This window comes from Psychrobacillus sp. L3 (assembly GCF_042945595.1).
Taxonomy (GTDB): Bacteria; Bacillota; Bacilli; order Bacillales_A; family Planococcaceae; genus Psychrobacillus.
The window spans coordinates 953,277-978,149 of the sequence record NZ_CP168493.1 but is presented as its reverse complement, the minus strand read 5'-3'; the positions used below and the strand labels follow the sequence as shown (position 1 = coordinate 978,149).

Here is a 24,873-nt window from a genome sequence, read left to right as displayed (position 1 = left end):
TCTAAATCACCGACTTTTGTTCAATATGTGCATTCAACTTTGCTAGTTCTGGTGTATTTTTTAAATAATCAATGACAGATGCACTTGAAATGAGCGGGTCATTAAAATGCTCCGCCACCGCCTTAATTAATGCATAATCATCCTCTGTATCAAGTGTGATTCGTAACTCAGAAGCTTTTCGATTTTCTGGTACTTTATATGTAATTCCTTCAAATTGTTCTGCAAATTCATACGCATAATACGTCACATGCTCACGATGACGAGATTCATGTCCTGCTTCATCTATTTTTAGTAGCGATGCATACGAAATTAACTCAACTGCTAATCCTCGTGGTAATTCACCATCTAATAACACGATGTCTTTACGTTCTTTCTCCATGAAAGCAACAATCTCAGAAGCCATTTCATAATCGACAAATGGGCAGTCTGAAGTGACACGCATCACATAATCGGGCTTGTATTTCTTCGCGCAATCTACATAACGAGAAAGTACATCATCTTCCGATCCTCGGAAACAAGGAATATCATGCTCCTGACACCATGCTTCAATCGCATCATCTTGTGTCAATGTAGATGTTGCAACAATTACTTTCCCTACACCTATTATTTGACTACAGCGACTAGTTACGTAAGTTAGCACATCTAAATCACCAAGCTGCTTCAAAATTTTCTCAGGAAGGCGAGTGGAACCCATTCTTGCTTGAATAATAGCGATAGTTTTCAAGTAATCACAACCTATCTTGACACAATTTTATATTGTTCCGTTATCTACATGCACGACAGTTCCAGTTATAGACTTCGCTTTATCTGAAAGTAAAAAAAGTACAGTACTAGCAACACTAGAAATATCCGTTTCCTTTTTCAATGAAGTTCTTTGGTAAATACGTGCTTTTTGATCTTCCGACAAAGTTGTGCTCATAGATGTTTCCATAAAACCTGGTACAACACAGTTTGAACGAATTCCCTTACTTCCCCATTCTCTTGCAGTATTTTTAGAGAATGCTTCCATCGCTCCCTTAGTAGCAGCGTACATACTCAAACCTTTATATCCCGTATGAGCACTTACGGATGAAATATGAACAATGGATCCTTGCGTCTTATTCAATAACATATCTCTAATAGCATACTTGGATAAATGCATAGCTGAAAAGACATTCACCTGAAACATTGTCTGCAATTGATCCACATTTAAATTAGAAATGATATCATCATATGCCATCGCAGAGTTATTCACAAGTCCGTAGATTGGTCCTATTTTACGAATTTTTTCCTTGTATAACTGCTTCACACCATCTACATCCGTTAAATCATAAGATATTGCCTTAAAACGATCTGGGTATTTTACAAGAAGCTCATCTGCCGACTCTTCACTTGATCGACTAATTCCAATAACGCCGAAATCCGTTTCATCTAGTATTTGATGAACAATTTCTCTCCCGACTCCTCTTGAATCCCCGGTGACAATAATCCACTTCATTTTCTGACCTTCTTTCCAGTTCTTGTACTAGGAAGTACATCTACAAATTTAATAATGCGAGGAACTTTCCACTCTTGTAGATGAGCAGCTGCAAATTTTTTTATCGCTATCTTTAATTCTTTTTCGTCTATCTCACTATCTTTCACAACATCAGCTATAAGAAGTTCACCAGTAACGCTATTCTTTTTAGATTTTACAAGAATATCAATAACACCTGTCACTTGAATTAGCAAGTCCTCCACTTCAAGTGGATTCACTTTATATCCTCCAACATTAATCATATCTGATTGTCGTGACAAAAATTTAAAATAATTTTGATCTACCATTTCAACTATATCTCCTGTATGAAACCATTCATTCTCTCGTTGTACATGAAGTGAATCTCCAAGCAATGAATGATGAATACATAATTCATTCTCGGCAGAAATTTTGATCAGTTGATGATATTCCTCTTTAATCTCAAATACATCGCCATTACCTGCGAATAAACTCCCAGCCTCCGTCGATGCATACACATTTGTCATTTTTGCATTAGGAAAAATATTTTTCATTTTTCTATCTAAATCAGCATCAAATTTTTCTCCGCCAAATGTTACTCTTTTAATTGCGGGATAAATATCCTCTTGTAAATAAGGAAGAATATTTCTATACAACGTCGATGTTGCTGAAATATTTGTGACCCCGTATTTATCTATCAGTTCAGATATCCTTTTCATTGGCTCACCAAAAATATAAATCAACGTATTTTGGTTAAGTAATGCTTGAAAGAACACTTGCAAACCAGCCATATGAGTAGGGTTATACGCAAAAGCCCAGACATCATTTTCAAGATTACTATGTTTTTTTACGTTTCTTGTAAACGATTTAAAAGTGTGGCTCACTTTTTTAGGCCGCCCTGTTGTACCTGATGTATAAAGTGTTACATGCCATTTTTCAATTGCTTGTATCCGTTGCATAACCTCATCAAAATGCAAAAAATGACGGCGTTCTGCTATCTTACTAGTCGTTAATACATCCTCAACATGGAGACCTAATTCATTTATCTCTATTTCAGAAAAATCTCCGTCTAATACTTCGACTGGATAATCATATAGTAAACTATGAATAATCAATAAAAAGATTTCATATGGATTGTTATCTTGGACATATATATAAGAGGAATAGTTTTCCTTATTCCCTAAATCCCCTAGTAATCTTTCATAAGTATAAACAATACCATTATGTACTAAAAAATTTTTTTCCATATTATTTACCATTAATTTTAATCAGAATATCGCCTATCGATTGAATGATGCCATCCTCAAAAATATCAATGTCGAACTCATCTTCTATACGAACTGTTAGTTCTGCTAACATAAGCGAATCTAATTCTAAATCATCTCTCAAGTCCATAGAAGATTCCAACTTATCAATAGTCGTTTTTCCTGCTTCTTCTCTCATTTCATTTATTATAGCTAACAACTCTTGCATTACTATCTCTCCAATCTTATTCTTCAAATTCGCATATATTTTTCTTAAACTTCCCTGCTTTTAACCAATCATCTTTCAAAAGCTCTAACAGATTCATATCGAAAAAAGAACCATTCTTAAAAATATGGTCTTTGTACACTCCTACTAGTCTGTATCCATGCATTAAATTCAGCTTTACCACATTATCATTTCCGCCCATTACCTCAGCAGTTATTTTATGAAAATAATATTTAGAAAAAATATAATTATAAAAATAAGTTGGTATGATACCACCATATAATCTATATTTTTCTTCACCAATATAATAGCCCCAGCTAGCTCTCTTATTTACAGTATCTATTTCATTTAAGCTGATTAAGCCTACTAAAAATCCTTTTATTTCAATGATCCAGTATTTATCTGTCTCGGAAATCGATATTCTGTTAAACCACTCTTTCTGTTTGACCAAGTCCTTTTCAATATCTGTGTTCATGAACCTTGTCACATCCGCTTGTGTTCTCCATTCAAGAACTTGAGTGAGATGTTCTTCTCTAAGTTTAATAAAGCGAATCAATTTAGAACCTCCGTAACTAGTTATTTCCTAATTCGATTATTCATATATATTTATACTGTTTTTATCGGTTAAAGAATCGCTTTTTCTATCTCTTTTGCAACAATGGAGAATGACTTTAAATCAATGAATGACAGTCGTTTTCTTTCGAATTTAAAATTTGGAATATTGATGTGGATAATATAATCATTTTTATTTTATCGTTCATTGAAAGAAAAGACATCATAAGAATCGTTTGAAAAATTTAATATTTAATTAAAATCACTAACATTGAACTAATTTTTTACTTAATATTAAAAAGAATCGAACCCTATCATCTATTTTTGAAAGTATACCTAAGTTGAATTGATTTATTAAATATTTTTTTCATATCTTTGTACAGACAAATAACTTTTCATTATTTATTTGTCTGTATACTTTTAAAGTATACCTGAATTATTCAATTACCTTAACAGAAATGTGTTCTTTTTTTCATCTTTTAAGTGAAAAAGAGAATCCCACGAAAAAGTCGACAAGTCCGCTTTCCCGTGGGATTTTGTATTGGTTTGTGAATAATCTAGGTTTAAATTAATTTCTTTATGTATTAAACGTTTAATAATCGAATCAATTGTTAGAGGCTACAGACTATGATTCCAAATACGTAAAACCATTCGTAGGAATTCTTTCATATTCTTTATACTTCTTTGTGTAAAACTAAATTTTCAGGTTCATTATATGTAGTCGTATTATTTTCATACGTTACATCTTTTTTTACAACTTTCCAATCCCGATATACATAAGTCAAATATTCTTCTACTGGTGATGGTCCAAATAGTTCAATATTTCCTAATTGAAGTTTCTGTTGTTTTTTAAAATATTTCTTAGGCACAATATCTATCGGTAAACAATAGTGTTCCCCATCTTCAATTAACAAGTCTACTGAAATAGTGAATGAATATGTATTGGGCGAACTTACTAAAATGTCTAACCCTACCAAGCCGAGTTCAGGCTTATTTTTGATTAAATACTCAACTTCAATTCCTGATTGTTTGCATACTTCCTTTAAGTTTACCAAGAACTGCTCTTCATCAAAATCTTTTATAACAGCTAAATCTATATCATCGTCCCAAGGTATTAAATCGCCATCTCTTACGATTCCAAGTAATGTACCAAAATTTAAAAAACATTTATATTCATTTTTTTGGAAAAACTCACCTAATAGTTCTAAATATCGATGTGCTAACTTTTTAGTTTCAAAATGCCCAAAGATTTCACGATCCTCAATTTTTAAAAGCCTTTTGGGAACATAAACTATTTTCTCTTTATCTATTGATAAATCTTCTAATAATTGTTTTGTTATACCTTCAATAAACATACTTGCAATTATAATATATTCATACTGATAATTACTCATTTGATTTGGTGAAATAATAGGTATATTATCTAAGTAATTGTTATGTTTATTTGAATCATTATCTGCAATTGCTAAAACATGATATTCATCTTGATTTTTCAAAAAATTTTGTCCGGCCTTGCTTGCTCCAAAAACAATTACATTTGGCTTTTTCATTTTTAGAAAATCTCCTCATATATTAAACTTCATTAAATGTTTTCCTAACTTCTTATTTTTAGTTTCCTCTTCAAAAATCATATAATAGTCATTGATATTATATATAATATTTTCAGATAGCTGTAGTTTTTTTATTGAATCGATAAATTGTTTATCGTTTAATAACGCTTGAGCCTTTTCAAAGTCTTCTTTTTGACTTCTAGTAGTCCCAGTTATGGAAATACCCTTTTCTAAAATCTTTCGCGTATTAATAGGTACTAATTCTTCAGTAACACCTGCAAGTATTAAACTTCCACCAACTTTTATATAATCAATTGATTGATTAATAGCATTAGAAGAAGCTCTTCCCCCTACACATTCGAACACAAAATCAAATTTTTCATTTATTTTTTCGTGAATCAAATAAGATTTATCCGCTCTAAATTGATCTAACTTTTCTTTATGCTTGCCAACTGCTATAACAATAGCATCAGGATGTAGTGTTTTTATTGTGGAAGCTAAAATATAGCCGAGTATGCCATCGCCCCATATCCCAATATTTCCGAAAAGATTTTCTTTGCGTCTGATAGCTGCGCAGGCTACCGAAATCATTTCGGAAAATACCGCTATATTTGAAGGTATTTGCTCATCTATCTGAATTATCTGCTTTGATGATATTTTAACAAATCCTTTTGAAAAGCCATCCGTATTACTTGAAGCAAAATTAGCATTAGGACAATAGTTTTCACCTAATTGCTTATCTTGACACACACAATTCATGTCGCATTTTTTTTTAATTTCGTTTGGGATTAAAACTACCCTAGTTCCAATTTCAAAAACATTGGAATTATCCTTAACAACAATTCCTGTTGCCTCATGTATTAAGCTAATTGGATATTTTAAAGCTAACGTTTTTTCATCTCTATTCCCATCATAATACCTTAAATCAGCTTTACAAATACTCATATAATCCACTTTAACTAACACTTCATCATCAGTAATATTTAAGTCTTCAAGGTATAAATCAAATCTTTTCGGTTCTACTACTTTAAATGCTTTACTCAACATTTAAACCACCTCAATATTCCCTAGTTTTAGAAGCGCTTTAAATAAAGTAAGATCCTCAAATGTAGTAATTTTAAAATTTAGCTTATCTCCTAACGTTAACACTACTGGATGTCCTATATGTAATACTAGTTTACAATCATCTGTTGTTTCAATTTGCCCATTCTGTATAAAGTTCTCATGCGCAGATTTTAAAATGGAATATTGAAAACTTTGAGGAGTTTGTCCTAAGAAGTATTGCTCCCTTTCAGGAATATTTTCGATTTTCTTCTTATCTAAGCTACGAACAATGGTATCTGCACTTGGAACAACAGTATCAACTGCCCCATATTGCTTGGCTAATGAAATATTTTCTCCAATTATTTTTTGACTTATTAACGGTCTAACAGCATCATGCACTAAAATAATATCTTTATCATCTGACCCATTTTCTAAATATTGAACGGCAGCATAAACTGATTGTTGTCTTGTTTCTCCACCCTCAACAATCGCAATAACTTTATTAAGTTCAAATTTTCGAACTAGTGCTTTTACGTCATCATACCATTCATTTAAAGTGACAATAATAATTTTATCGATTTCTGGATGAAGAGAAAATGTTTCTAAAGTATAGGCAATAATTGGTTTACCATAAACATCTATAAATTGTTTTGGTTTATTAACATTCCCCATACGGCTACCTGTTCCGCCTGCTAAAATAACAGCATAGTTACTCAACTCTATCTCTCCTTTTATAAAAGTACAACAAAGTCTTCAAACTCTTTTAGCTCCATTTTTTCAAGTTGTTTAACAATTTCAAATTTCCCTACTGAAGATACAATTAATATACCACTATTCTTATAGTCAATTTCTTTATAATCCTCAACAAATTGACCTTCTAAACACTCTCCAAATATCTTCTCATTATTATCCAAAAAGCCTGTGACCTTCACATTCATTTCTTTTAATAAATGAGCAACATCAATACCTCCTTTACCAGTGCCCCAAATATAGAAATTGTCGTTATTCTCGACTAGTGACATAATTTCTTCGTATTTAATAATAATAAAATTTTTCATTAATTCTTGATTTTGTGCTAGCGTCGTTGAATTTGATGTAATTCGAACATCCACTAAAACTTCTAGTACCTTACCAAACTTTACACCAGATTTATTCATTTTATAAAAAACTTCATAATCCTCAATTACAGTTAAATCACTATAATTAAACGGTTCAATCAGTTTTTTATAAAACATAGATGCAGAATGAACTACGCTACAAAACCAGTATAAACTTCTTTGATAATCTTCTGGTGTCACAATACAATCAATATGTTTTTGTCTAAACTTTGTGATATAAGAATATCTTGATGAACTTTTGATTTCTTCATTATCAGCAAAATACCTCACGAAGCAATCGACTACTCCAACATTCCTATTTTCCTTCAAATAAGATAACTGTTTATAAATTCTATCTGGGCAATGAATATCATCTGCATCAGCTATTGCAATAAATTCACCTTTAGCTTGTTCTATAGCAAAAGCATGTGCGGCACCAACTCCACGGTTTTCAGAAAAAGCGAAGAATTGAATTCTTTTATCTTGATATTTTTTAATAATCTCTGGCGTTGAATCTGATGAACCATCATCAACAATAATTAACTCAAATTCTTTATAAGTTTGGGCTAATATACTATCGATTGCTTGACCAATATACTTTTCTTCATTAAAAGCAGTCATTATAATACTTACAAAATTATTTGCCATTTAACTTCTCCCAAATTACTTTTTTAAATTTCATATCCAATTAGTAGGCATTCAATACACTATTTTAAAGTTTTAAGATCAATTCTCTCCAACTAATAATTAGTTTCCTATTTAACTCCACATATTCACTCAATTGTTTTTTTACTACCTCATCATGATCCCCTTCAAACCCTAAAATAATTGCATCAATTTTTGATGCATTCTCCTTTATCCAATCGGGACCTACAACAGGAATATCATTCAAGATCAACCCATGACGTTTCTCATCGTTATCAATAAAACAATTAATTTGAATAGAATTGATTGAAAAGTCTTTCATTAATATGTAAGCCCATTCTCCACTTCCGAATATAGCAATATTTTCAATATTTAAATTCGTTAAAGTTGTACCCAATGATTGCTTGCTAAAAATCATTTGCTTTAACAACATTTTATAGTAATCTTCATTTTTTGAAAGAAAAATAGTTTCATTCGATTGATTGAAGTTTAATTTAAGAATTTCATTAACTTCTTCATTTAATTTTTTTTTATGAAAAGGGTTACTTGATATTCCTCCTAATCGAAACATTGCTACTAATTCTTGAGAATATTTCACATCGTTAGGGTGCTTTGAATACACTTTTGCCACTAGATCGTAATCCGCAGCAATTTTATAATTGGTATCGAATTGGATTTGCTTAATAATTTCACTTTTCATAAAAGTTGCGGGATGCGGAAGCATTTTCCCTTTTTTAAACATATCAAAAGAAATATCTGCATTAGAAGTCCTTATATATCCTGTTGTTTCATCTATTACTAAAATACCACCATATAAAGCAACTGGATAATTGTACTTTATAATTTCATTACTCATTTTACTAATCACATCATCATTTAATAAGTAATCATCGGAATTCAAATATTGAATATACTCCCCTGTTGCGGCGTTAGCACCTTTATTAAATGCATCATATATGCCTTTATCCTGTTCAGAAATAATTATATCAATCTGATCGCTGTATTTTTCCACGATACGCATAGTATGATCAGTTGATGCACCATCAACAATGATATATTCAATATTGTCATATTTTTGGGTAATTACACTTTGAATTGTTTGTTCTATCGTTTTTTCAGAATTATAACATGCTGTAATTATTGTTATTTTCGGTCCATTAGTCATAGTTCGCTACATTTTCAAGATACCATTTATATGTATCTTGAACTCCTCTCTGCAATTCAATCTTATGGTGCCATCCTAATTGATGTAGTTTGGTTACATCTGTTAGTTTTCGAGGTGTTCCGTCTGGCTTAGTCGCATCAAATTCTAGCTTTCCTTCAAAACCGATTACTTTACATAACGTTTGTGCAAGCTCAAATATTGACAACTCTTTTCCAGTTCCAATATTTACAAACTCATCAATTTGCTCAGCATTACAATTTTCCATTAAATAGACGCAGGCGTCTGCCATATCGTCAACATGTAAGAATTCTCTTAAAGGACTTCCGCTTCCCCAAACGACAAAAGATTCGTCTTGATTCACCTTTGCCTTATGAATTTTTCTCATTAAAGCTGGTAACACATGCGAGGTTTCTAAGTCAAAATTGTCATATGGACCATATAAATTAGTAGGCATGACACTGATAAATTCAGTGCCATACTGCTTGTTATATGCATTGCACATTTTTATACCAGCAATTTTTGCAATTGCGTAGGCTTCATTTGTCGGCTCTAACTCACCTGTTAGCAAATACTCTTCTTTGAGAGGTTGTGGAGCCAATTTAGGGTAGATACAAGTACTACCTAAAAAAATAAGCTTCTTTACTTTGTTTTGTTTTGCTGCTTCAATGACATTCGATTGAATCATTAAGTTTTCGTATAAAAATTGTGCGGGATAAGTAGCGTTAGCTAAGATACCCCCTACTTTAGCAGCAGCCAAAAATACATAATCCGGTCGTTCCTTTTCAAAAAATTGTTGTACTGCATTCTGATTACGCAAATCCAATTCTTTACTTGTTCTCAATATAAGTTGTTCGTAACCTTTTGACTTTAAATTACGTACAATGGCAGAACCAACTAAACCTCGATGTCCTGCAATATATACTTTAGAATTTTTATCCATTTGATAGCACCTTTTTCTAAAATTCTCTTTCTTAATATCGACCAAAGAGAAAAGAACTGAATAGATTCAGTCCTTTAGTTCATTAGATTAAATATTAGTTTTTATCTCTTCCCACTTATATTCCAAACGAACGATATCTTCTTCAATTACAGCATCCCCCATTTGAACCTCAATAATCTCTGTATCTTCGATGCCAAAAAGAGAGTGTTTACTTCCCACTGGAATTTGTAATACCTCGCCTGGAGACACTGATCTTGTTTCACCGTCCTGCATAAACAAAGCGTTCCCAGAAATCACGGTCCAAATTTCCGAGCGATGATTATGATACTGGTAGCTTAAATTTTTTCCCTTTTTAATACAAAGTCTTTTCGTTAGGATCTCTTGATTTTCTTTTTTCGTGTAATCCAAAACACGGTACCAGCCCCATCTACGCTCCTCAAACATAGGTCTTGAAAATAATCCTACATGAAGCATATCTTTCATTCGTGAGCTAGCTGGTTTATCCGTTACTAAAATACCATCTGCACTTACTGCAATAACCGCATTCGAAATACCTAGCACTTTTACCGGCAAGTCCAACTCATTTACAATATGAGTGTCTATGCTATCTTCGCTTAACCCACCATTACCAATTACTCGCTCAGACATTTCCTCTGTCAACGTATTCCATGTACCTAAGTCTTTCCAGTAGCCTTCATACGTTAATGCAACAATATGATCCAAATGCTCTACCACTTCATAATCGAAACTATTTTTTGGTAGTCTTGAAAATTCGGTACGCAATATTTCATAATCAATTGAAAATTGCATTTCTACTAGTCTACTTAAAATTAAGCCAAGTGGAAATGCAAACACTCCACTATTCCAGTATGCTTCGTTTGCAATTAGTTCCTCTGCAGTATCTTCTGTTGGTTTTTCGACAAAACTCTCTACTCTCATATATTCCGAATAATCTTTCGGAATTAAATAACCATATTTAGAGGACGGATACGTCGGCTTTATACCAAGCAAGCCTATTTCTGCATTTGTCTCTATAACAAGTTGTTCTAATTCCTTCACTTTTTGATAAAATGCAACATCAACAAAGGCGTCAACAGAGACTACCCCAACGACTTCATTTTCTTTCATACCTAATTTAGATGAAAGATAAGCACAGGCCAGTGCAATAGCTGGAAAAGTATCACGTCTCTCTGGTTCTACAACAATTGATACATCACCAAGTTGATTACGTAACATATCCACCTGCGAAGTATTTGTTGCAATAATCATATCTTCAGCTGCAACTACCTCAGAAAGCTGTCGATAAACGCGTTGCACCATCGATTCTAATTGACCTGTATTTTCGTTTCGAAGAACTTTTAGAAATTGCTTTGCTCTAGAATCATTAGAAAGCGGCCAAAGTCTCGTTCCTGATCCCCCCGAAAGTAAAATAAGTTTCACACGTATCCACTCTTTCATTAAACCAGATTAAAAGACGATATGAAATTTTCTATCAAATTCATATCGCCTTTTATTATAGTTAGAATTTTTTAAATCCTCACGAACCAGCGTTTGTAAATCAGCGAAAAAGATAATAAAATAAAAATTTCATATACCAGCTTTACTATTTAATCTTCCTTAGCCAAATACTTCCTCCAAAATCATTGTTAACATTTTCAATACATGTTGAAGGCATTCTATCCTTAAATTCACTATACATATAGTTATTCCAAAATAGTACTTCAAATGAGTGATTAAATTGTAAGAATGATCTCAATAAATAGGATTCATTCCAAAACCTTCCTTGGTAAGTCCAGTCTTCAGGATACTCAAACCCTTTAAAAATATCATGAATATGAATAATCGTACCCTCATTTAAATTAGGTAGCACTTCAAAAAACAAATAATTTACATCACTTTCTATTTTACTGACATGTGAACTATCTATAAATAATATGTCATTCTCACCTAACTGGTCAAAAAAATTAATAGATACGGTTTGAACTCTTTCATTGATAATATTTGTTTTTATATAATCACTATCTTCTAATAGTTTATTTAAACGTTTAGGATATGGTTCAATAAATGTTAACTTAGTTTTATATTTCAAATACTCTACTGTGTCTAAAAATAATGCTGATGTAAATCCAGATCCTATTTCAATTACATTATTAGGCTTGTACTCCTTTAGAAAACTATATAAAGTTATTGCATCAAGATATTCAAAGTTATCATTTTTTAGATAAAATCTCTTATCTTTTAACAAAAAGTCACTAAATTCATTGACTAAGTTAAATGCTTTATCAAGATGCCTTAATTGCACATCAATATTCAAATCTATTCCAAGCATTTCTCGATTTCTTTCATATGGAACATAACTATCAGAAAAAATTTCTTTATTACTAGGTATAGGTGAATAAAAGTGACCATTTTCAATAGTTAAGCTTAAATCAAATGAATTAGCTATATCTAAGTAAGTACAAAAATTCTCAATTTGAACTAATCCATAACTTTCAAGCTGTGCTGATATTTCTTCATAATAAGAGCTAAGTATTATTATGAATACGTCCTTTTGACCAACCACTTCTTTTGGATTAAAAACGTTCTTATTATTAAATTGACTGCCCCAAAGCTTTTCATTATTGTCTAGATATCCAACAATATTTTTTCTTGAAAGAAAGTGTTCGTATTTCGAATATAGACTTCCCGTACCAAATATAAATAATTCTTTGTTTTCTATATTATTTATTATTTGATCAAAATTCATCTTAATACAGCTCCCCTATCTGTTTAGATCCTCACGAACCATCATCTTTACTAATTCGTTAAAACTCGTTTTGGGTTCCCAGCCTAAGATTTTTTTTGATTTAGCTGGGTTTCCTAATAGCAGATTTACTTCTGTTGGACGGAAAAATTGAGGATCTACTGCAACAATGACTTTGCCTGTTACTTTATCAATTCCTTTTTCATCAATACCATTACCTCGCCATTCAATTTCAATATTAGCTTCTGCAAACGCACGTTCAACAAATTCACGTACTGTGTGTGTTTGCCCCGTAGCAATTACAAAATCGTCTGGCTTTTCTTGTTGTAAGATCAACCACATTGCTTCAACATAGTCCCCTGCAAATCCCCAATCTCGTTGAGCATCGAGATTTCCTAAATATAAACACTCTTGCTTTCCATTTTTTATATTAGCAACAGCAATCGTAATTTTTCTCGTTACAAACGTTTCTCCACGTAATGGAGACTCATGATTAAAGAGAATGCCATTCGAAGCAAAAATATTATAAGCCTCACGATAATTGACCGTAATCCAATAGGCATAAATTTTTGCCGCTGCATACGGACTACGAGGATAGAATGGTGTTGTTTCAGATTGTGGTGTTTCTTGAACTTTTCCGTACAATTCACTTGTGGATGCTTGGTAAATTTTCGTCTTCTTTTCCAAACTTAATATTCGAATCGCTTCTAGTAAACGTAGAGTTCCCAGTCCATCTGCATTTGCAGTATATTCTGGTATTTCAAATGAAACTTTCACATGGCTCATAGCAGCTAAATTATAAATTTCATCTGGTTGAATTTCTGAAATAATACGTATTAAATTCGTAGAGTCAGTCATATCCCCATAGTGAAGGTGCACAAGTTCGTTTTCTAAATATTCTTCAATTCGATCATATCGCTCAATCGAATTTCGACGAACTAAACCATGTACCTCATATCCTTTTCTCAAAAGAAGTTCAGTAAGATAAGCACCATCTTGACCCGTTATACCAGTGATAAGAGCACTCTTCATTGTTTCACCCTATTTCTTTTTAAAAATTCTAAAGGCTTTTTAAAAAATTCTGCATTCTTCTTAATCTTTTCAAGTTCCCAATTCCACCACTTTATTTTTAATAACTCATTAATTTCTTGATCATTAAATCTATATTTAATTACTTTCGCAGGTACACCTACAACAATGGAATAGGGTGGGACATCCTTAGTAACAATTGCCCCAGCACCTATAACTGCTCCATCACCAATTGTAACACCAGGCAATACTACCACATTAGCCCCTATCCACACATCATTTCCAATAATAATCTCTTCATTACTTGAAATATCATAAACATCAATTGTATCTTTCTTATCTAAAATACCAGGTACACCTTCATAACCTAGAATCTTATCCTTTGGGGTATACAGAAATGGATGAGTAGAAATAAAATTTAATGGATGGTTTACTTCGCCTATTCGAGCAGACTCGTTAATTGAAGTAAATGCTCCAATTTCTTTTAAAGTACTATTTGGAAAGCAGTGTTTTTCGTAACCATATGTAAACTTTCCAATCTTAACGCCTCTCACAATTCTATTTTCTAATGTTTCTAAATTAGTCTCTTGGGTATATACCTGTGTATAATGTTCGTTCACTTTTAAGTCAATACTATTCAGTTGGGTGTAAATTTCTTTATAATAAGAACTTGCAACTACGATAAAATATGCTTCTATACCTATTTGTTTAAAATCATTGTATTTAATTACTTTTTTCCCTAAAAAAAATTCTCCTTTAGGTATGTTATCCATAAAAAAATCTATGTACTGATATATCCAAACATTTTCTGTAACCAGTTTTTGTGCTAAAGAACCTGTGCCAAAAACAATTAACTTTTTATTTTGAACAACAAGTTCATTAAATAATTTATTATTATCAACAATCACTTATCATTCACCTTCTCTAAATAAATCTTCAAATATTATTCTATCGAATATCTCTAGATAACCACCTGGTGTGGCATTCAATATTTTAATATCTTTGCTTTGAGCTATAAGCTTCAACTGATAATACTCTTGTTTTTGCCTTTCGATTGTTTTTCTAATTCCTTCATAGCCGTAATCTTTAAATATATTCTTACTTGTTTTTTTATCCAGATCATTTTTTGTGTAATAATGTGGAGGGATTACACCATTCTCAATCTCTTCTTTACTATAATTCCACCAAGTATGATCGCAACCTATTAATACTATTTCTTCATATTTTAAAAATAAGGCAAGCATTAAAGAAGTAGAAATTACATTTTGCGCAAATAGGGGCACTATATTCGTAAAATCTATCTCAGAAACCGAACTAATATCCGAATTACAATTGTCCATATGATAATAATAAATATTTTCTTCGTCAATTATGTCTCTTTTTACTGTACCTAATGCCTCATCACTTATAAATAACTTTGTATTTGATAATTTACCATTTAAAATATCAAGAATCGGGTCAAGAAACAACTGGTCCTTTTTCCAAAATAACGGATCTGCTAACATCCAATATGTGGGGTTTAAATTAATTAAACTAGGGTTTTTATAAAAATTATTTACCATGATTTTATCATCATTTATAATCTTATCCAAATCTAGTTCCCCTAAAGATGGGGCATTACCAATCACAAAACAGCGCTTAGATTTACTACTATTTAAAAGGTGTTCATTCTTTTTCAAAATGTTTGATGAAACTTCAAGATCTTTAGCTTTATAATCTATAATTTTAGAAGTAATATTTAATTCACTTAATTGTTTTTTTACTTCATCAACAAATGATGTCGTTATTATAATCTCATGCTCTTGTATTAAATATTTTTGAATATTGCTTACTGAATCAATTGCTACTCCATTTATTAATTTACCTACTTTGCTAGGGTCATTATCTAAAATTATAAAAGGTGAATAATCTTTATGAACTTTTCTCCATTTATTTAAAAGTTTTACCGCTAAACTAGAAGCACCTATCCAAATATGGTTCATTTGTTGCCCCTCCGTTTTATTCGCATATTATAAATGCATTGTTAAGCAGAATTTTTTTGAATTTATAAAACTCCCACTATTATTAATCACAGTTTTAAGTTATTCTATTTGTTTTTTATATAGAATAGGTATTATTATCACTATCCATAAGTTTAGAATCTTATTCTACTATGAGACACTCTATTAATAAGGTATCACACTTTCCAATAGCTGCTAGCGTATCTTCATATTCTTGATTCAATAGTACATTGTCTAGTAACCCCAAATAATTATGCCCACCTGGCTTTCCTTGACTTAGCCAATATAGATGATTACTTAACGGATATCTTTGAATTTGCTTCACTAATTTCACCTGATAGTCTGCTTGCTCTACTAATTTTTTCAATGTATGACTATTGTATAAATATACGTGACAACTCCAATACGTAAAATCCGCAAATTCTTTACTGTTATAAAGCGTTAAAAGTGCATCATCGGCATTTGGTACTTCTATGATAATTACGCCATTAGGATTTAAATATTTCTTTAGATTATTTAGTATTTCTTTTGGATTTACTAAATGTTCTACGACATGAAAAAGGGTAATAACATCATAAGTACCCTCGATATTTTCTATATTAGGAAAACACTTTACGCCTTCATCATTAATAGTCCTATTAATCTGTTTATCTAACTCTACTCCTACTGCAATGTCAGCATAGTCTTGTATTAAGTGAAGAAACCCTCCTGCACCGCAACCAAAATCTAATACTTTCTTTCCAATTAGCTTATCTCTTAAACTATTTGCTCGGCGCTGATCATCTTTATATGATTGCTGACGATATTTTTTTAAATCAACAGTTCCTTTCAACATTCCAGACTCTTCATAAAATGCATCTGTAACATGTTCAAATGAAGATAAAAACACTAATCCACAATCTTCACATTCTAAAACTTGTAATTCCTTCGAGTCTCTAACATAGGGATAGCGTATTTTAATATTTTTCGATTGACAAAGCGAACAATTCTGCATTTTCATTCTCCTCATATACTAATAATGAGAGCTAATTCATTAAAAACTTGACAGGTTACTCTCGACCATAGTCATCTTCGATTCGGATAATATCATCCTCACCAAAATAATCACCTAATTGCACTTCAGAAATAACAAGTGAATCAAGTCCTGAAGTATTTTTAATTCTATGTAGGCATCCTTTTGGAATAAAAATATATGAGCCAGCAGATAGACTGCGTTTGCTCTCACCTATCGTCATTTCTCCTTGCCCTTTTACTACAACCCAATGTTCTTCTCTTTTCCTATGATACTGAAGACTCAATTGTTGAAGTGGCTCAACATGTATAACTTTAGCTTGCACATATTCACTTAAAAATACAGTTTTATAGTATCCCCATGGTCGATTATAAATTTCATGTGACAACGTATGTCCATCAAATTGGCTAAAATCCATTTTTAAATCTAATTTTTTTCCTTCTAAAAGAACTACATGTAATTGTTCTTTTGTTAAAATATTAATTAGCTTATTAGCTTCATCAACAATAGGTAAATATTGAATTTTATTTGTTTTAAATTTGGCAACAATCGTATCGAAAGAATCTGTTACTTTAAGGAATTCAAAATTTGGTTGAATAATCTTATCTATATTATCAGACAACTTATGCAAATTGATCAATGCTCGTCTTACGTCACCATCTGTTAGCGTGCCTTTTAATTTTTTTTCTTCTACCACTAGAACAAATCCGGCTTTATTTTCTTCAATCTGTTGGATTACTTCTAAAATAGTAGAATTTAGCGTAACTATATATTTTTCTATTATCATTCAGTCAAACCTCATCTTTCAAAAGAAAATCAATTGCTTCTCGAACGGCACCTTCTCCGCCTTTTCGATTTGTTGTATATTTGGTTATATTTTTCACTGGCGCAACTGCATCTGCTACGGAAAAGCTAAAACCCACTTTTTCTAATAAAGAAATATCATTTACGTCATCACCGATATAGGCTACTTCATCAAATGAAATATTATATTTTAATAGCAATTCTTCCATCGCAGCCACTTTATCCTTACATCCTAAATAAACATCATTAATATTTAACTTTTCTGCTCTTTTAGAAACAATTGGAGAATTTTCTCCTGTAAGTATTGCTGTTTTAATCCCATGCTCCCGAAGAATTGCAAATCCCATACCATCTTTTGTATTAAACTTTTTAAGTGTATCTCCATCTTTTGAATAATACATACCTGCATCTGTAAGTACCCCATCACAATCTGTTGCAAATAATTTAATTTTTCTTTTTTCTAGTTTCTTTGTTTTTTTCCTCAGTAAGCTTTCAACGATTATCCAGTCTTCTGGCTCATCAATTTCAAAGTAAGTGTCCTCCGGCATCTCATACAGACCGATTTCTCCAGAAACGCGTACTTCTGTTTTCTTTAAAAGTTCTGTTTTTGTAATATAAAAAGCTCCATTTTCAACTAAGTATCCATCAAAGTCCTGTCGACGTGGCCTATTATTGGGAGAGTAATTCAATGGCTTGCCCAATCCATTTTCATTAGACTTTTCCCAAATGAATCGCTTTTGTGGAACGACAGACAATAAACTATCAAACCTTTCAGTAAAATATTTTTCAAAGGCTTCGTCCAACTGATAGGCTTCTGTCAATGGACTAGTTGCTTGTAATAACACTACATAGTCTGAATCTACTTTACTAACAAAATCTAAGAGCGCTGATTCTGTTGAAGCAAAATCAGTTGCAGTTGCCTGATCACGATCAATACAAAACAATCTACTATTATGTTGTCGATCATATGCAGTTACACATTTTTTTATTTCATCGCAATCAGTGGAAACGTACACTTCATCAATCCATTTACATTGAAGGGCTGCGTCAATTGTCCAAAAAACAAGAGGACGCCCATTCAACTTTCTTATATTTTTTAATGGTATTGATTTACTTCCTCCACGAACAGGAATAATGGCAACAGTTTTCATACTTTTGAAAATCCCTTAAATTTTAATTTTTCCTTTTGTATCTTTTCAATAGCCAAAATTTCAGTTTCCTTATATTGAAGGGAAAGCTCTACATCTTTTAAATCTTGAACTAATCTAGATAATTCAACTGGTTCAAGTGAGGCACTATGATCTGTACCTTTCCACTGCTTATTTAATGTAAAATGACGTTCAATCCACTCAGCGCCTAATGTATAGGCAGCAATATCTACTGCTGTTCCTAAATGATGCCCTGAAAAGCCAATTAATTTTACATTATCCGCATATTTTTCTTTCAAACGCAGTATTTCTTTTAAACAGATATCTTGGTAGGGAACAGGGTATCCAGATGTGCAATTATAGACTACTAAATCTTTGTTTCTTCCTTTATTAACAAAGAAACTAATTAGATTTTCGATTTCTGTATAATCAGTCATTCCAGTTGATACATGAATTTCACCTACATAATTTTCACATAACCATCCTAATAATTCGAAGTGATTATTAATTGCAGATGGAATCTTAATTAGTTTTGGCTTTAAAGACGCAATTTCTTTTGCAGATGATAAATCCCAAACTGAAGTACTATAAATAATCCCTATTGACTCACAGTATTCCATTAATTCACGATGTTGTTCTGCAGTAAATTCCAAAAATTCACGGTGTTCACCATATGTAGCTCCATATGAATTTATAGGATTTGGATGTGGTGTGTTATATTGTTCTTCTGATAATAATTCTTTATTGTTTCGTTTTTGAAACTTTGCAACATCTGCTCCACATTTTTTCGCCTCTTCAATTAATTGTTTTGCAATTTTCATCTCACCCTTATGATTGCAACCAATTTCCGCTATAATCTTAAATGACATAGTTTTGCCTCACTTTTATAATTTTTTTTATCATCATATAATACGTTTTATTATTTTTGCAGGTACTCCAGCAACAATAGTATAATCTGGAACATTCTTATTCACTACACTTCCAGCGGCTACTACTGAATTTTTTCCAATAGTAATACCCGCAAGGATTACTGCATTTGCACCAACCCATGCACCAGATTTGATTAAAATATCTTTCCCTTCCTGGTGCCCTTGGTCAAATATTGGTCGATTAACATCCTTATACTCATGATTAGTTACATGCATTTGAACACCTGATGCAATAAGTGCTTTATTTTCAATTGTTATTTTCGCTAAACTAGCTACTAAAATAGTATTTGGCCGAATATATACATAATCTCCTAAGCTAATATTAGAACATCCTATTACAACTGCACCATGTCTTACTTCCGCACCTTTACCAAAATATAAGAATTTTTTCTCACATATTCTTCTGCCCAAAGTAGGAGAATACATCAATAAATAAGTTGGCAGAATATCTGGACCAAGACGATCCGCATTATATGCCCATCGCATACGTTGACCAAACTCTTTAATAATCTTTAATAAGCACATTGTCAACACCTACATTTTTTTTGAATCCTCAATTCAATTTGTTCTTTTTAATATGAATTCAGGATAAACTAGTTTGAGTTTCGGAACTATATCAAATAACTCACATATTAATTTCTATGCGACAGCTTGTTCTCTTTCATTGCAACCAGCTGAATATCCTTTTTCTAACAACAAGATAAAAGGAATAGCGTCTTCTACCTGCCACTAAAATTCATTTCTATTTGTGAATCCACTTTTTTACATTCCGATTTCATGCAATTTAAATGATCTTTCTAAATAAAATTGTGGTTTAGGTTAATTTAGTCAGCAACAGCAATTAATGTAATCACTAATTCCCCTCCGCCAAATCCTTCAACTGTTCCACCGTTAACCAGTCCGTATTATTATCACTCGTATAAGCGAAACTCTCTGTTAGTGGCTTACCACCTTCTGCAAACTTCTTAGACCACCAAGGAAATTCTGGTTGAATCACATAATAATTATCAAATTCCACCGTATGACGAGAATCATCTTCCATAATCATTGCTTCATGCAGCTTCTCGCCTGGTCGAATACCGATAATTTCAATCTCACATTCAGGTGCAATTGCCTTTGCAAGGTCCATCACTTTCATGCTCGGAATTTTCGGCACAAAAATCTCGCCGCCGTGCATACGCTCTAGATTATCTAATACGAATTGGACCCCTTGATCTAACGTAATCCAAAAGCGAGTCATACGTTCATCTGTCACTGGGACAGTGCCTGTTTCTTTAATCTTTTGAAAAAACGGCACAACACTTCCGCGACTACCAACTACATTTCCATAACGAACAACGGAGAAACTCGTTTTCTTCGCACCTACGTATGAGTTTGCAGCAACAAACAACTTGTCCGAAGCTAGCTTGGTCGCACCGTATAAATTCACAGGGCTACATGCTTTATCTGTACTAAGCGCTATAACCTTCTCAACTCCACGATCAATGGCTGCTTCTACTACGTTTTGTGCACCATTAATATTCGTCTTGATAGCTTCAAATGGATTATATTCACATGCATCTACATGCTTCATAGCAGCCGCATGAATAACAATATCAACTCCATCGAAAGCACGATTCAAACGTTCCTTATCGCGCACATCACCAATAAAGAAACGAATTCGTGAATCCGTAAATTCTTGCTTCATTTCATATTGCTTTAACTCATCACGACTAAAAACTATTACTTTCTTCACATCTTGTTCTAGTGCTTTTTTGATAAATTTCTTACCGAACGAGCCTGTTCCACCAGTAACAAGTACTGTTTTATTCGTTAATATATTCATACTGTTTACTTTCTCCATTCCGAATTTAACATTATGTATAAAAGACTATATTTTATCATACTAAGTTTACTCTATATCTTCCCTATATATATCGACCAAATTTCATAAAAATAAAGAAAAACCCGCTACTCAATTGAGAACGGGAATACTTTATTTTTTATAAAGCATTAAATTTTATGTTACGCAACAATCCGTGAAAACTTTTAGCACTAATATATGGTACCCCTTCTATCTTGGCACCTTCCCATGACGTATTATAATAAGTAACATTCGTTTGTTTTACTTTTCTTTCTAACCAACGATGGTATGTATTTAGATTTGAAGTGGTATGAATATATTCTCCATTGTTCGCCAAAACCTTTCTGAATAACATATCTTTCACAACTTTTTTTCCTGAGGTAGAGGAAGTTGAATGAGTGTTATCGTCTTTAAACCCTAAATCTTGTCCAAATAATATAACCGTTTTAAATTCCATATATTCAAGTAAAGAAAATGAAGTAGTTGCCACTGAACCACCTGTCTCTAATACATCCTCATTCCTTTTCTCCGCCTCAATCTCTGACAGAGGAAAACCCTCTTGAAATATAATTACTCTTTTCCCTTTATGAACTAATGTCATCTCATGATTTGCTGTAGCCAAATAAAATAATAAACCGTGATACTCTTTATTCTCTAACTGTTTCACTACATTTATTTGAGTATCTGTAATAATCACAGCATCTGGTTCAATTTTGTTATTTAATAACGTATTTAAAGATGACCCAACCGCCAAAATAAAGAACTTATCTTTTGCAACCTTCAATAATTCAATTGTAGAATCGAGTGAAGGTCCAGCTGATACAAGACATGCCGACTTGCCTTTAAATGTTTCTTTAACATTACTAATTGAAGGATCGTCATTTTTCAAATTCTCATTAAAATTTTTCTCTAATACGCCACTTAATGTTTCATAGCTCATTTGTCTGATTTTAATATCTTCAAGTACATCATGAAGTCTATGCTCATGTCCAATTGCTTTCATCCAAGAAAGCGGAATAATAATTTGGTATTGGCTCAAATTTATATTTGGCCCTAATTCTAAAATTATTTCGACATTTTTAGACTTTCTTATATGAGTATTCGATGAATATATTTTAAACTCTTGTTCATCCAAAGCGAGAACGATAATCGGCTTATTTTTATCAATCTTAAGTAAAGCCTCTAAATGATAACCTAGTCCTAATCCTACTAGAAAATAGCCTTTTGCATCATTATCGTACCCTTTTTTAATAAATTTTTCAGCGTCATTTCGCGGGTTATATTTACTGTAAATATAAATATCATTTAACTTCAATGTACTTTCCCCGTTTTTTGCTATTTCTACTTTATAATTCATTTAACCTCACTAATCTCATAGAAAGTACAATCCTCGAAAAATGGTTTAATTTCATATTCAAACATATCCGCAACAATTATATAATCTTGAATTTCTAATCCGCTGTTTACTTCTTCTAGAAACTCATGAATTTTCTCAGGCTGAAGTAGAACTGATTGTCCATTCTCTTCTAGAAGCCTATTTGCATCTACAATCCAACCCATTCCTTCGCTAAATTGAAGAATATTTCTAACACCTTCTTGAATTCTATCTTCTCGAATTAAATCAGCAATTGCCTGACATCCACTAGGCAAACTTGATATATATTGATTGTAGCTTTCCATTGTTTCTATCATTAAGTTATTCATCATTTGCTCAACTCCGACTTTTCTTTTATTTGTTCTATTAAGTTACTAGTATATTGTTGGGAAGTATATGTTACTTCTAATAGTCGTTCATATAATGTTTTATTTTGCTCAAAGACTCTTTCATATTTTTCTTTTTCTGTTTCATTAGCTTTTGGAGAGAATTTTTTCATCACATCCATTGTAATAGGGGTAAGTATGCTAGACATTGGAACTTGTTCGAATAGATTTTCAATCTTTTTATCATTTTTATCTAGTCTTTTTAGTACACTTGGTGAAAAGGTTGAATTATTTTTATTTTGCTTAATGGTGCTCAGTGAATCAATTAATACTAGATTTATTTTATTATATATTTCATCTTCATGCTTCATTTGTAGAATAAATGTCTCATATGAAGTTTCTGATTGTGCAACAGGATTTACTGCATTTATATTTTTCTTATACTGATAGTCCACATACTCCTCACAAAATTCAACAAAAGGTACTTGTTTAAAACCCTCTAGGAAAATACCGCCTTCAGTACTGTTATGAATTAATCGTTGCTCACCTATTGATTTTACCATTTCCTCAAAATGTTCTTTCATTGTGTAAAAAGCATAATCTGTCGGAACATCCTCACCATAGTATCCTTTCGTAAGGAAAATTCCTCTTTTTTTCATATAAGCTTCATCGATAATTGAGAAGGATCTATTGTGTTCTGCATGGCTTTTATTATCCGTGTACGCTAAGTCTTGTCCTATTAATGTAACAGGTCCACTGGAAATATACATTGCAATAGACAAAGCATAATTCGCAACTGATCCTCCTCCGATTATGATTGGAAATTGCGTATTTAATACTTTCTCCATATGCCCACTCAAATGTGCAGCATCGGATGACAAAAAGTAATAGGAGGGATTGTTAAAACTTTCTCTAATTAAAAAGTGGTTATACATACTATATATAAGCTTCGTCTTTTGAAAAGTAAGCTGTTTAAAGTGATGATAATTAGCTTTCCCACCATCTATAGACACCACGTAATCCGGATTAATGTCATTTTTTAATAAAGTATTGATTGTTGATCCAGCTGCGATAAGAATTATTTTATCTTTTACTTTTTTTAATTGTTCAATTTGTTTTGTTAATGAAGGACCTCCAGAGGCTATGACAACAGGACAAGTATGCTTTTGGAATAAATTTTCCAAACTTTGGTCCATAAAGGCATTTCCTAAATTATGTAGATAATTTTCCTGCCAATCATTTGCATATCTTCGAACTGTATTTTCCACAATTTTATTTACACTTACTCTATCTTTAATAATAGATAGAATATCAACATAAAGCTCTGGAAACAGATGATTATAGTTTGGAGAACAAATAATATGTAAATTACTGTACATATCTAGCTCATTCATAAAAAGGGATTTAATCACGTCTTGACTGGTAGCTTGAATAATAAAAGCCTCAATCTGTTTGTCAATATTTTCATCAGGGACTATTAAAGGTTCTATAATGATTAGTTTTTCTTCTTTATTTTTTTTGTTCAGAAGAGCTTTTGCGTAATAACCCATTCCACATCCAAATAATATTGTTGTATGGTTAGGTTTATAGTTTTTTTCAATAAATTGCTCTGCCTCTTTTTCAGGGTCGTACTTACTATGTAAAAAGTATCCGTTCACTTTTAATGTGTAATTATGTCGTTTAGTTTCTATTTTTTCTATTTCTAATTCATTATTCATTATTTCACC

Annotated in this window: 25 protein-coding genes; all 25 read right to left on the bottom strand. The window is 32.0% G+C overall.

Annotation, left to right across the window (positions count from 1 at the left end; genetic code table 11):
• Position 1 precedes the first annotated feature (1 nt).
• Positions 2 to 724 carry a cytidylyltransferase domain-containing protein gene (locus tag ACEPXD_RS04585; RefSeq protein ID WP_391120371.1) on the bottom strand — a complete coding sequence of 241 codons (723 nt, stop codon included), beginning with the start codon at positions 722 to 724 and terminating at the stop codon, positions 2 to 4.
• Positions 725 to 751: 27 nt separating this feature from the next.
• Positions 752 to 1,477 carry an SDR family NAD(P)-dependent oxidoreductase gene (locus ACEPXD_RS04580; protein ID WP_391120369.1) on the bottom strand — a complete coding sequence of 242 codons (726 nt, stop codon included), beginning with the start codon at positions 1,475 to 1,477 and terminating at the stop codon, positions 752 to 754.
• On the bottom strand, positions 1,474 to 2,721 hold the full coding sequence (locus ACEPXD_RS04575) for an ANL family adenylate-forming protein (RefSeq protein ID WP_391120367.1): 1,248 nt from the start codon (positions 2,719 to 2,721) through the stop codon (positions 1,474 to 1,476). The genes ACEPXD_RS04580 and ACEPXD_RS04575 overlap by 4 nt, the downstream gene beginning before the upstream one ends.
• 1 nt (position 2,722) lies before the next feature.
• On the bottom strand, positions 2,723 to 2,947 hold the full coding sequence (locus tag ACEPXD_RS04570) for an acyl carrier protein (protein ID WP_391120365.1): 225 nt from the start codon (positions 2,945 to 2,947) through the stop codon (positions 2,723 to 2,725).
• Positions 2,948 to 2,963: 16 nt separating this feature from the next.
• On the bottom strand, positions 2,964 to 3,500 hold the full coding sequence (gene pseH / locus ACEPXD_RS04565; protein WP_391120363.1) for a UDP-4-amino-4,6-dideoxy-N-acetyl-beta-L-altrosamine N-acetyltransferase: 537 nt from the start codon (positions 3,498 to 3,500) through the stop codon (positions 2,964 to 2,966).
• A gap of 670 nt (positions 3,501 to 4,170) precedes the next feature.
• Positions 4,171 to 5,046: a LicD family protein gene (locus ACEPXD_RS04560; RefSeq protein ID WP_391120361.1), complete on the bottom strand. Its 876-nt coding sequence runs from the start codon at positions 5,044 to 5,046 to the stop codon at positions 4,171 to 4,173.
• Between the two features lie 15 nt (positions 5,047 to 5,061).
• Entirely contained in the window at positions 5,062 to 6,093 is a 1,032-nt protein-coding gene (locus ACEPXD_RS04555; RefSeq protein ID WP_391120359.1) for an alcohol dehydrogenase catalytic domain-containing protein, read from the bottom strand.
• Positions 6,094 to 6,807, bottom strand: a complete 714-nt coding sequence (gene ispD / locus ACEPXD_RS04550; RefSeq protein ID WP_391120357.1) for a 2-C-methyl-D-erythritol 4-phosphate cytidylyltransferase — start codon at positions 6,805 to 6,807, stop codon at positions 6,094 to 6,096.
• Positions 6,808 to 6,821: 14 nt separating this feature from the next.
• Positions 6,822 to 7,835 carry a glycosyltransferase family 2 protein gene (locus ACEPXD_RS04545; protein ID WP_391120356.1) on the bottom strand — a complete coding sequence of 338 codons (1,014 nt, stop codon included), beginning with the start codon at positions 7,833 to 7,835 and terminating at the stop codon, positions 6,822 to 6,824.
• A 64-nt stretch (positions 7,836 to 7,899) separates the two neighbouring features.
• Complete coding sequence (locus ACEPXD_RS04540; RefSeq protein ID WP_391120354.1) at positions 7,900 to 8,997, bottom strand: glycosyltransferase; 1,098 nt, start codon at positions 8,995 to 8,997, stop codon at positions 7,900 to 7,902.
• Positions 8,990 to 9,937, bottom strand: a complete 948-nt coding sequence (fcl, locus tag ACEPXD_RS04535) for a GDP-L-fucose synthase (protein ID WP_391120352.1) — start codon at positions 9,935 to 9,937, stop codon at positions 8,990 to 8,992. The genes ACEPXD_RS04540 and fcl overlap by 8 nt, the downstream gene beginning before the upstream one ends.
• A gap of 87 nt (positions 9,938 to 10,024) precedes the next feature.
• Positions 10,025 to 11,377, bottom strand: coding sequence for a sugar phosphate nucleotidyltransferase (locus ACEPXD_RS04530; protein WP_391123000.1), 1,353 nt, complete (start codon positions 11,375 to 11,377; stop codon positions 10,025 to 10,027).
• A gap of 163 nt (positions 11,378 to 11,540) precedes the next feature.
• Positions 11,541 to 12,683 carry a class I SAM-dependent methyltransferase gene (locus ACEPXD_RS04525; protein WP_391120350.1) on the bottom strand — a complete coding sequence of 381 codons (1,143 nt, stop codon included), beginning with the start codon at positions 12,681 to 12,683 and terminating at the stop codon, positions 11,541 to 11,543.
• A 15-nt stretch (positions 12,684 to 12,698) separates the two neighbouring features.
• On the bottom strand, positions 12,699 to 13,712 hold the full coding sequence (gmd, locus tag ACEPXD_RS04520; protein ID WP_391120348.1) for a GDP-mannose 4,6-dehydratase: 1,014 nt from the start codon (positions 13,710 to 13,712) through the stop codon (positions 12,699 to 12,701).
• Entirely contained in the window at positions 13,709 to 14,617 is a 909-nt protein-coding gene (locus tag ACEPXD_RS04515) for a CatB-related O-acetyltransferase (protein WP_391120346.1), read from the bottom strand. The genes gmd and ACEPXD_RS04515 overlap by 4 nt, the downstream gene beginning before the upstream one ends.
• A gap of 3 nt (positions 14,618 to 14,620) precedes the next feature.
• Positions 14,621 to 15,691: a hypothetical protein gene (locus ACEPXD_RS04510; RefSeq protein ID WP_391120344.1), complete on the bottom strand. Its 1,071-nt coding sequence runs from the start codon at positions 15,689 to 15,691 to the stop codon at positions 14,621 to 14,623.
• 160 nt (positions 15,692 to 15,851) lie between these two features.
• A complete protein-coding gene (locus ACEPXD_RS04505) occupies positions 15,852 to 16,703 on the bottom strand; it encodes a class I SAM-dependent methyltransferase (RefSeq protein WP_391120342.1) in 852 nt (283 codons plus the stop codon).
• A gap of 55 nt (positions 16,704 to 16,758) precedes the next feature.
• Positions 16,759 to 17,508 carry a CBS domain-containing protein gene (locus ACEPXD_RS04500; protein WP_391120340.1) on the bottom strand — a complete coding sequence of 250 codons (750 nt, stop codon included), beginning with the start codon at positions 17,506 to 17,508 and terminating at the stop codon, positions 16,759 to 16,761.
• A gap of 4 nt (positions 17,509 to 17,512) precedes the next feature.
• Positions 17,513 to 18,676: an HAD-IIIA family hydrolase gene (locus ACEPXD_RS04495; RefSeq protein ID WP_391120338.1), complete on the bottom strand. Its 1,164-nt coding sequence runs from the start codon at positions 18,674 to 18,676 to the stop codon at positions 17,513 to 17,515.
• A complete protein-coding gene (locus ACEPXD_RS04490) occupies positions 18,673 to 19,542 on the bottom strand; it encodes an N-acetylneuraminate synthase family protein (RefSeq protein WP_391120336.1) in 870 nt (289 codons plus the stop codon). The genes ACEPXD_RS04495 and ACEPXD_RS04490 overlap by 4 nt, the downstream gene beginning before the upstream one ends.
• A gap of 33 nt (positions 19,543 to 19,575) precedes the next feature.
• Positions 19,576 to 20,127 carry an acyltransferase gene (locus tag ACEPXD_RS04485; RefSeq protein ID WP_391120334.1) on the bottom strand — a complete coding sequence of 184 codons (552 nt, stop codon included), beginning with the start codon at positions 20,125 to 20,127 and terminating at the stop codon, positions 19,576 to 19,578.
• Between the two features lie 328 nt (positions 20,128 to 20,455).
• Positions 20,456 to 21,427, bottom strand: coding sequence for a UDP-N-acetylglucosamine 4,6-dehydratase (inverting) (pseB, locus tag ACEPXD_RS04480; protein WP_391122997.1), 972 nt, complete (start codon positions 21,425 to 21,427; stop codon positions 20,456 to 20,458).
• Positions 21,428 to 21,584: 157 nt separating this feature from the next.
• On the bottom strand, positions 21,585 to 22,802 hold the full coding sequence (locus tag ACEPXD_RS04475) for a motility associated factor glycosyltransferase family protein (RefSeq protein WP_391120332.1): 1,218 nt from the start codon (positions 22,800 to 22,802) through the stop codon (positions 21,585 to 21,587).
• Positions 22,799 to 23,152, bottom strand: coding sequence for a hypothetical protein (locus tag ACEPXD_RS04470; protein ID WP_391120330.1), 354 nt, complete (start codon positions 23,150 to 23,152; stop codon positions 22,799 to 22,801). The genes ACEPXD_RS04475 and ACEPXD_RS04470 overlap by 4 nt, the downstream gene beginning before the upstream one ends.
• Positions 23,149 to 24,864 carry a motility associated factor glycosyltransferase family protein gene (locus tag ACEPXD_RS04465; protein WP_391120328.1) on the bottom strand — a complete coding sequence of 572 codons (1,716 nt, stop codon included), beginning with the start codon at positions 24,862 to 24,864 and terminating at the stop codon, positions 23,149 to 23,151. The genes ACEPXD_RS04470 and ACEPXD_RS04465 overlap by 4 nt, the downstream gene beginning before the upstream one ends.
• Positions 24,865 to 24,873 lie beyond the last annotated feature (9 nt).